The following is a 7,923-nucleotide window of genomic DNA, read 5'->3' on the forward strand; positions in this document are numbered from 1 at the left end:
CAACCTCCCCGGCCCCGGCCGTTCCCCGCGCCCCGCCCCATCCGGTAGCATGGCCCCATGTTGCGCCTAGACCTCAGCAACCTGGACCCCCGCCGCGTCGGGGCGCAGGGCCTCGACTTCGCCGAAGCCCTGCGGGAAGAGAAGGAGCGGCTCGAGGCCGCCCGCGACGCCCTGTGGGGCCGGCGGGGCGACGCGGCCGAATTCCTGGGCTGGATCGACGTGCCCGAGGACACCGAGGCCGTGCGGAACGTGCTGCGCTACCGCCAGGCCAACGCCTGGGTCGAGGACTTCGTGGTGCTGGGCATCGGCGGCTCGGCGCTGGGGGCGCAGGCGGTGAGCGCGGCGCTGGGCAAGGGCCCGGTGCGCCTGCACTTCGTGGACAACGTCGAGCCCGAGCCCATCCTCGAGCTCCTCCGCGCGCTCGACCCCCGCAAGACGCTGGTCAACGTCATCAGCAAGTCGGGCTCCACCGCCGAGACCATGGCCGCCTTCCTGGCCTTCCGCCGCTGGCTCGAGGACGCCCTGGGCGCCGGCTGGAAGGAGCACGTCGCCGTCACCACCGACCCCGCCAGGGGCATCCTGCGCCCCTACGCCCAGGCCGAGGGGCTCGCCGCCTTCGAGGTGCCCCCGGCGGTGGGCGGGCGCTTCAGCGTGACCTGCCCGGTGGGCACGCTGCCCCTGGCCTTCGTGGGCGTGGACCTCGAGGCCTTCCTCGCCGGCTGCCGCAAGGCCAACGAGACCGCCCAGGCCGGCGCCGAGGCCAACCTGCCCGCCCAGACCGCCCTCGTCCACGACCGGCTCAGCCGCAAGGGCCTCAACGTCAACGTCTTCATGCCCTACTCCACCCGCCTGCGCTACCTCCCCGACTGGTTCGTGCAGCTCCACGACGAGTCGCTGGGCAAGGCCGTCAACCGCGCCGGCGAGGAGGTGCGCACCGGCACCACCGCGGTGCGCGCCATCGGCACCACCGACCAGCACGCCCAGGTGCAGCTCTTCCGCGAGGGCCCCCACGACAAGCTCATCACCCTCGTGCGCCTGGAGGAGGCCACCGAAGACCTCGAGATCCCCGCCGTGGCCGGGCTCGAGGCCCTCGACTACCTCTTCGGCCGCAGCTTCTTCGAGCTGCTGAGCGCCGAGGCCAAGGCCACCGCCCACGCCCTCGCCAAGGCGCAGCAGCCCAACTTCGCCTTCGTGCTCGAGCGCCTCGACGCCTACACCCTGGGCTGGCTGATGCAGCACCTCATGTGGCAGACCGCCTTCCTGGGCGAGCTGTGGGGCATCGACGCCTTCAACCAGCCGGGCGTGGAGCTGGGCAAGGAGTACACCTACGCCCTGATGGGCCGCAAGGGCTACGAGCCGCTGGCCGAGGAGTTGAAGGCGGAAGGCGTCGAGTGAACGCGGGGGGCGCGAGGGGTTGAACGGGGACAGAACCGGCGGGTATCATTCTGCCATGAGCGAAAAGGTGTTCGTCGAAAGCTGGCTCGACGTGCTGCGGGAGGCCTGCGAGGGCGGCAGGCCGGGCGAGGGGACCGCCTTCCTGGACAGCACCAAGCCCGACGGCAGCGGCAACCACGGCCTCTTCGCCACCCTGGACGCCCTCACCGCCGAGCAGGCCTCCCACCCCACGGCGCTGGGCACCAGCGTGGCCGCGCACGCGGCGCACGTGGCGTTCCACCTCGAGGTCATGGTGCGCTGGGCCGGCGGCGACCGGGGCCCCTTCGACTGGAAGGGCAGCTTCGAGCCCCGGGCCGTGGACGCGGCCCGGTGGCAGGCCACCCGGGACCGGGTGCGCGCGGCGTACCAGGCCGTCGTGGACTTGGCCCGTAAAACCGAGGCCTGGGACGAGGACGCGGCGGGCGGGCTGGCCGCCTCCCTCGCCCACGTGGCCTACCACCTGGGGGCCATCCGGCAGGCCGTGAAGCTGGTGCCGTAACGCCCTGATCGACGCGGTGGGGCGGGCCACCGGCCCGCCCCACCGGCTCGCGCTACAGTCTCCTTATACCGGATTCAAAAAGATAATCATCCAACCCAGAACCCTGGAGGCTGTCTTTTTGGACCCTAGAGCACTCCCTTCAGTCGGGTTAGTTCGCCGCCATCCGGCGCCGAACTAACCGAATCTGGTATTACGAGTTGTTGACCTCCCCCACGTCCCAGTGCTCGGGCGAGCGCCAGAGGTTGGAGATCAGCAGCTCGCGCATCGCCAGGAACTCCTTGGGCATGCGCTCGTAGAGCTTGATGAAGAGCTCCTCGTGCGAGAGGATCTCCTTCAGCCACAGCTCGCGGTCGATGGCCATGAGCTCCTGGAACTGCTCCTTGGAGAAGTCCAGGCCGCGCCAGTCGATGTCCTCGTAGTGGGGCACGTAGCCCAGCGGGCTCTCGGTGCCGCGGCCGCGGCCGTTGGCCCGGTCCACGATCCACTTCAGCACCCGCATGTTCTCGCCGAAGCCGGGCCAGGCGAAGTTGCCGTCCTTGTCCTTGCGGAACCAATTGACGCTGAAGATGCGCGGGGGGTCCACGACGCGGCGGCCCATGTCGAGCCAGTGGTTGAAGTAGCTCGCCATGTGGTAGCCGATGAAGGGCAGCATGGCGAAGGGGTCGCGGCGCACCTCCCCGATCTGGCCGAAGGCGGCGGCGGTCATCTCCGAGCCCATGGTCGCGCCCAGGTAGACCCCGAAGGTCCAGTTGAAGCTCTGGTAGACCAGCGGCACCACCGTCGCCCGTCGCCCGCCGAAGATGAAGGCCTTGATCGGCACGCCCTTGGGGTTTTCCCACTCGGGGTCGATGACCGGGTTCTGGCTGGCGGGGGCGGTGAAGCGGGCGTTGGGGTGCGCGGCCTTGCGCCCGGAGTCGGGGGTCCACTCGTTGCCCTGCCAGTCGATGGCCCTGGCGGGCGGCGGGCCGTCCATGCCCTCCCACCACACGTCGCCCTCGGGGGTGAGGGCCACGTTGGTGAAGATGGTGTTGGCCCGCAGGGTCTCCATGGCGTTGGGGTTGGTCTTGTAGGAGGTGCCGGGGGCCACGCCGAAGTAGCCCGCCTCGGGGTTGATGGCGTAGAGCCGCCCGTCGGGGCCGGGCTTGATCCAGGCGATGTCGTCGCCCACGGTGGTCACCTTCCAGCCTTCCTCCTGGAAGGGCTTGGGCGGGATCAGCATCGCGAAGTTGGTCTTGCCGCAGGCCGAGGGGAAGGCGGCGGCGACGTAGGTCTTCTGGCCCTTGGGGTCCTCGACGCCCAGGATCAGCATGTGCTCGGCCAGCCAGCCCTCGTCGCGCCCGATCACGCTGGCGATGCGCAGCGCCAGGCACTTCTTGCCCAGCAGCGCGTTGCCGCCGTAGCCCGAGCCGTAGCTCCAGATGCTGCGCTCCTCGGGGAAGTGCACGATGTACTTGACGTCGGGGTTGCAGGGCCAGGGCACGTCGGGTTGCCCGTCCTTGAGCGGCATCCCCACCGTGTGCGCGCAGGGCACGAACTGGTCGCTCTCGCCCAGCACCTCGAAGACCTGCTTGCCCATGCGGGTCATGATCTTCATGTTGACCACGACGTAGGCCGAGTCGGTGATCTCGATGCCGATGTAGCTGATGGGCGAGCCCAGCGGCCCCATCGAGAAGGGCACGATGTACATCGTGCGCCCGCGCATGCAGCCGTCGAAGAGCTTCTGCAGCGTCTCGTGCATCTCGCGGGGGTTGACCCAGTTGTTGGTGGGCCCGGCGTCCTCCTTGTTGAGGCTGCAGATGAAGGTGCGGTCCTCCACCCGGGCCACGTCGGAGGGGTCGGAGCGTGCCAGGAAGGAGTTGGGCCGCAGCTCCGGGTTGAGCCGGATGAAGGTGCCCTTCTCCACGAGTAAGTCGCACATCTGCTGGTATTCCTCGTCGCTGCCGTCGCAGAAGTGGACGCTGTCGGGCTTGCACAGGGCCACCATCTCGGTGATCCACTGCCTGGCTCGAGGGCTCTTGACGTAACCGGGGAACTCGAGGGTGTCTACATTTACGGTTGCCATACGATACTTTACCGTCATGTGTACTATACCTCCCAATCCAGGCCTCGCCCCGGCCCCGCGCCAGGAGCGGATCCCGATCTGATCGTAGTTTTCCCGACAAAGCCCGCCCTCACCAGAGACATTCAGCCCACCCCCCCTGAGGCCAGGGGGGTATCCTGAAGTCCCATGAGGATCCGCTTCCGCGAAAACGCCTCCGTCGCCATCGACCTGCCGCAGGGCGCCGGGTTGAGGGTGAACGGGGCGGAGCAGCGCCTCGAGCGCGCCAAGCTGGCCCTGTGCCGCTGCGGCTACTCGAGCAACAAGCCCTTCTGCGACGGCACCCACAAGCGGGTGGGGTTCGAAGCGGGAGCAGGGGAGATCGAACTCACCGAGCTTGGGCCGGGGGGAGAGGGGCACTAAGGCTAGTGGCCTGTGGCTCGCAGTAAACCCCACCCCGGCCCTCCCCGCCGTCGAGGGTCTAGCGCCGAAGCGTCTTGCGTCTCGCGTACGACGTAGGACGTTCGACCCGCATCAGACGTACGACCCGCGCCCCGCGCCCGGCCATCGACCCTCGACCTCACCCCAACGGATCATCCTGCACCACCAACGTCTTGAGGTACAGCGACTCCGGCACGTGCAGGCTCCAGGGGTGGTCGCTGGGCTGGTAGGTCACGGTCTCCACGCGCAGGCGGCGGCGCCGGTCGGCGGCGGCGCGGCGGGCGACCTCGAGCAAATCCTCCAGCGTGAGGTAGTAGGCGCAGCTCGACAGCCACAAGTAACCGCTGGGGGCGAGCAGCTCGAGGGCGTGGTTGAGCAGCTCGACCAGCAGGCGCTTGACCCGGGGCAGCTCGTCGGGCTTCTTGACCAGGGTGGGGGGGTCGAGCAGGACGTGGTGGAAGGGCTGGGCCTTCTTGGCGAGGTCCTTGAGCACCTCGAGGGCGTCGCCGGAGCGGATGTCCACGGCGAGGCGGTGGCGGCGGGCGGCGTGGTCGAGCACCGCCAGGGCGTCGAGGTCCTTGTCCACCGCCAGGGCGTAGGCCCCGGCGCGGGCCGCCCGCAGGGCGAAGCCGCCCACGTAGCTGTACACGTCGAGCACGCGCTCGCCGGGCTTGACCCGGCCCTCGAGCAGGCGGCGGTTGTCGCGCTGGTCGAGGTAGAAGCCGGTCTTCTGGGCGAGGGCGAGGGGGATGGGGAAGACCAGGCCGTCCTCCTCGACCTCGAGCACCTCCGGCACGCTGCCGTGGACCACGCCCACCTTTTCGGGCAGGCCCTCCTGCCTGCGGGCGTCCACGTCGGAGCGCTCGTAGACGCCGGCGGGCCGGGCGACCTCGAGCAGCGCCGGCAGCCAGGACTCGCGCAGGGCCTCCATGGCCCGGTTGCGCACCTGCACCACCAGGGTTTCCCCGAAGCGGTCCACGACCAGCCCCGGCAGCCCGTCGGCCTCGGCGTGGACCAGGCGGTGGAAGGGCCCCAGGTGCTCCCGCTTGGACCGGGCGACCTCCAGGCGCTTGCGGAAGAGCGCCCGGTCGAGGTTGCCGCGCTCCCAGCGGTAGACGCGCAGGGCCACCCGGCTCTTGGGGTCGAAGTAGCCGGTCGCGGCGTACTGCCCCTCGGCGTCGTAGAGCTCGGTGACGCCCGCGGCGGGCGGGGCCTCGGCGAGTTCGTCGGCGAAGACGCCGGGGTAGTAGTTGCGGACTTTCTTCTCCTTGCCGGGTTTGAGGACAGCCTTCAGCACCCCCCAAGGATAAGACCCCGGCGCTCGAGCCGGCTCGAGTACCCCCTCGCTTTGCCGGGCGCGCGGCCCACGACGGCGAACCGGGGCCCCGAAAGACCCCGGCCACTGCGGCTTGGCTGGTGGGCCGTGCAGGACTTGAACCTGCGACCAAGAGATTATGAGTCCCCCGCTCTGACCGGCTGAGCTAACGGCCCAAACCCTTGCCAGTTTAGCGGTTTTCCCGGGCCGGCTCAACGCTTCAGCGCGGCGGGGGCGGGGGGTGGCGGTCTTGGCCGGTGATCTGGTCCTCGAGCTCGCCGATGTAGGCCGCCAGAGTGTTCCCGGCCTTCTCCAGCTCTTCGATGAGGGTGTTCTCGGACTGCGCGATCCGCTCACCGATCTGGCTCCGCAGGGCCTCGAGCTCCTCCTGGATGAGCTTCTTGACCTCGACCAGGCGGCTGGCCTCGGCGTCTTCGACCTGCTTGCGCAGGGCCAGGATCTCGCGGGCGTACTTCTTGACCTCCAGCAGCGCCGCCGTCTCGGTGCCGATGGAGAGGATCACGTACCAGATCGAGAGCACCGCCACGACGATGAGGAGGATCAGGCCCAGCGGGGCCTCGACCCGCGTGAAGACGAGGGAGAGCGACTGCGAGGCCATGATGAGCGGCCAGTTGGCCATGGCGAAGACGGCCAGAAGCACCAGCACCAGGGTGAGGAAGATTACGCGTGGCCTCATAAGGCTCCGCCGGGATTATACCAATGCCAGATGAAGGCCTGTTGGGCTGGTGCGCCGCGGTAGACTCAGCCCGGTGGGCTACGTCTTCGTCCTCGTCGCCGCGACCCTGTGGGGTTTGCTGGGCTCGTTTTCCAAGCTGGCGTTCCAGGAGGGGATCACGCCGCTCGAGGTCGCCTTCTGGCGGGCGGCTATCGGCAGCGTCCTGTTCGGGGCGCACGCCCTGGTCCTGCGGCAGGCCCGGGTGGCTCCCCGCGACCTGCCGGCGGTGCTGGGCTTCGGGGTGCTGGGAATTTCGGTGTTCTACGCCGCCTACCAGCTCGCCGTGCAGACCGGCGGCGCTGCGCTGGCGGCGGTGCTGCTCTACACGGCCCCGGCCCTGGTGGCCCTGCTGGCCTGGCTGTTGCTGCGCGAGCGCATGACGCCGGGGAAGCTCGGGGCGCTGGCCCTCACCCTGCTGGGGGTGGCGGCCATCAGCCTGCAGGGGGGCGAGGTGCGCCTGTCGGCGGCGGCGCTGTTGTGGGGCCTGCTCTCGGCCTTCACCTACGCGCTGTACTACATCTTCGGCAAGCTCTACCTCAGCCGCTACGCCACCGCCACGGTCTTCCTCTACGCCCTGCCGGTGGGGGCGCTGGGGCTGTTCCCGCTGGTCGAGTTCCACGGCAAGAGCCTGCTGGCCTGGGCGGCCGTGGTGTTCATCGCCCTGCTGGCGACCTACGGCGCCAACCTGGCCTACTACGCGGGGCTGCGGCGCCTCGAGGCCACCCGCGCCGCGGTGGTCGCCACCTTCGAACCGGTGGTCGCGGCGGCGGTGGCCTTCGCGTGGTGGGGCGAGCGCTTCGGGCCGCTGGGCTACGCGGGCTCGGCGCTGGTGCTGCTGGGCCTGCTGATCCTGACGCTCGAGGGGCGCGGGAAGCGCCCCTAGCTCAGCGCTGAAGGCCGAACGCAAGACGCAAAACGCAAGACGCAAGACGCAAGACGTCGGACGCCCCGGGCGGTTGGCGCCTTGTGTGCGACCTGGGGTGCCGGGTGTTTGCGGCCGTTCTCGCCCTGGGGTATCTTGGAAGCGTTTCTACAGGAGGTGTTCATGCGGGGCTTGTCGGCCTGGATCGTGTTGCTTTTGGGGTTCGCGTTGGCAGTACCGGTCAAATTCAGCTACACCCCCCCACCGGGCGTCGAGGTCAAGTCGGTGAGCCTGCGGGGGGCGTTCAACAACTGGGGCGAGGCGCCGATGAAGCTCGAGGGCAAAACCTGGGGCGTCAGCGTGGACCTGCAGCCCGGGCGCTACGCCTACAAGTTCTTCATCAACGGCCAGTGGCCGCGCGACATGTGCGAGGACCCCACCTTCGGCACCAAGACCGACAAGGGCCTCTACATCGACCCCCAGGCCGAGGGCTGCGTGGACGACGGCAACGGCGGCAGGAACGCGGTGCGGGTGGTGAGCGCCCAGGCCGCCGTTGCCGTCGTCCACGCAGCCCTCGGCCTGGGGGTCGATGTAGAGG

At 69.5% G+C, this 7,923-nt stretch carries 8 protein-coding genes and 1 tRNA gene; 5 read left to right on the plus strand and 4 right to left on the minus strand.

The features are described from left to right. The first annotated feature begins 57 nt into the window (after positions 1-57). Positions 58-1,395 (plus strand): glucose-6-phosphate isomerase, encoded by a 1,338-nt coding sequence (locus tag Mterra_RS16695; RefSeq protein ID WP_119316190.1) that lies wholly within the window; start codon positions 58-60, stop codon positions 1,393-1,395. Positions 1,396-1,450: 55 nt separating this feature from the next. After that, positions 1,451-1,933, plus strand: coding sequence for a DinB family protein (locus Mterra_RS16700; RefSeq protein ID WP_119316191.1), 483 nt, complete (start codon positions 1,451-1,453; stop codon positions 1,931-1,933). 190 nt (positions 1,934-2,123) lie between these two features. On the opposite strand, the gene Mterra_RS16705 is transcribed toward Mterra_RS16700, so the two are convergent. Beyond that, positions 2,124-3,995 carry a phosphoenolpyruvate carboxykinase (GTP) gene (locus tag Mterra_RS16705; protein ID WP_119316192.1) on the minus strand — a complete coding sequence of 624 codons (1,872 nt, stop codon included), beginning with the start codon at positions 3,993-3,995 and terminating at the stop codon, positions 2,124-2,126. A 165-nt stretch (positions 3,996-4,160) separates the two neighbouring features. Between Mterra_RS16705 and Mterra_RS16710 the strand changes: the two genes are divergently transcribed. Next, the gene (locus Mterra_RS16710) at positions 4,161-4,394 is read left to right on the plus strand and encodes a CDGSH iron-sulfur domain-containing protein (RefSeq protein ID WP_119316193.1); all 234 of its coding nucleotides are present in this window, start codon (positions 4,161-4,163) and stop codon (positions 4,392-4,394) included. Positions 4,395-4,551: 157 nt separating this feature from the next. Here the strand turns inward: Mterra_RS16710 and Mterra_RS16715 are convergent, their stop codons facing one another. From Mterra_RS16715 to Mterra_RS16725, 3 genes are all read right to left on the minus strand, one after another. After that, entirely contained in the window at positions 4,552-5,709 is a 1,158-nt protein-coding gene (locus tag Mterra_RS16715; RefSeq protein WP_119316194.1) for a class I SAM-dependent rRNA methyltransferase, read from the minus strand. A 117-nt stretch (positions 5,710-5,826) separates the two neighbouring features. After that, positions 5,827-5,903, minus strand: a tRNA-Ile gene (locus Mterra_RS16720). Between the two features lie 44 nt (positions 5,904-5,947). After that, entirely contained in the window at positions 5,948-6,424 is a 477-nt protein-coding gene (locus tag Mterra_RS16725) for a DNA cytosine methyltransferase (protein ID WP_119316195.1), read from the minus strand. 73 nt (positions 6,425-6,497) lie between these two features. On the opposite strand from Mterra_RS16725, the gene Mterra_RS16730 reads away from it, so the two are divergent. Next, a complete protein-coding gene (locus Mterra_RS16730) occupies positions 6,498-7,346 on the plus strand; it encodes a DMT family transporter (RefSeq protein WP_119316196.1) in 849 nt (282 codons plus the stop codon). 162 nt (positions 7,347-7,508) lie between these two features. Continuing rightward, on the plus strand, positions 7,509-7,923 hold a 415-nt coding region (locus Mterra_RS16735; protein ID WP_218022958.1), incomplete at its 3' end, for a glycogen-binding domain-containing protein.

Origin of the sequence: Calidithermus terrae (assembly GCF_003574345.1) — a bacterium.
GTDB lineage: Bacteria > Deinococcota > Deinococci > Deinococcales > Thermaceae > Calidithermus > Calidithermus chliarophilus.

Bases quoted from the DNA above. Each gene is read 5' to 3' on its own strand.
- Mterra_RS16695 (WP_119316190.1), top strand. From the start codon at position 58: ATGTTGCGCCTAGACCTCAGCAACCTGGACCCCCGCCGCGTCGGGGCG.
- Mterra_RS16725 (WP_119316195.1), bottom strand. From the start codon at position 6,424: ATGAGGCCACGCGTAATCTTCCTCACCCTGGTGCTGGTGCTTCTGGCC.
- Mterra_RS16705 (WP_119316192.1), bottom strand. From the start codon at position 3,995: ATGGCAACCGTAAATGTAGACACCCTCGAGTTCCCCGGTTACGTCAAG.
- Mterra_RS16710 (WP_119316193.1), top strand. From the start codon at position 4,161: ATGAGGATCCGCTTCCGCGAAAACGCCTCCGTCGCCATCGACCTGCCG.
- Mterra_RS16700 (WP_119316191.1), top strand. From the start codon at position 1,451: ATGAGCGAAAAGGTGTTCGTCGAAAGCTGGCTCGACGTGCTGCGGGAG.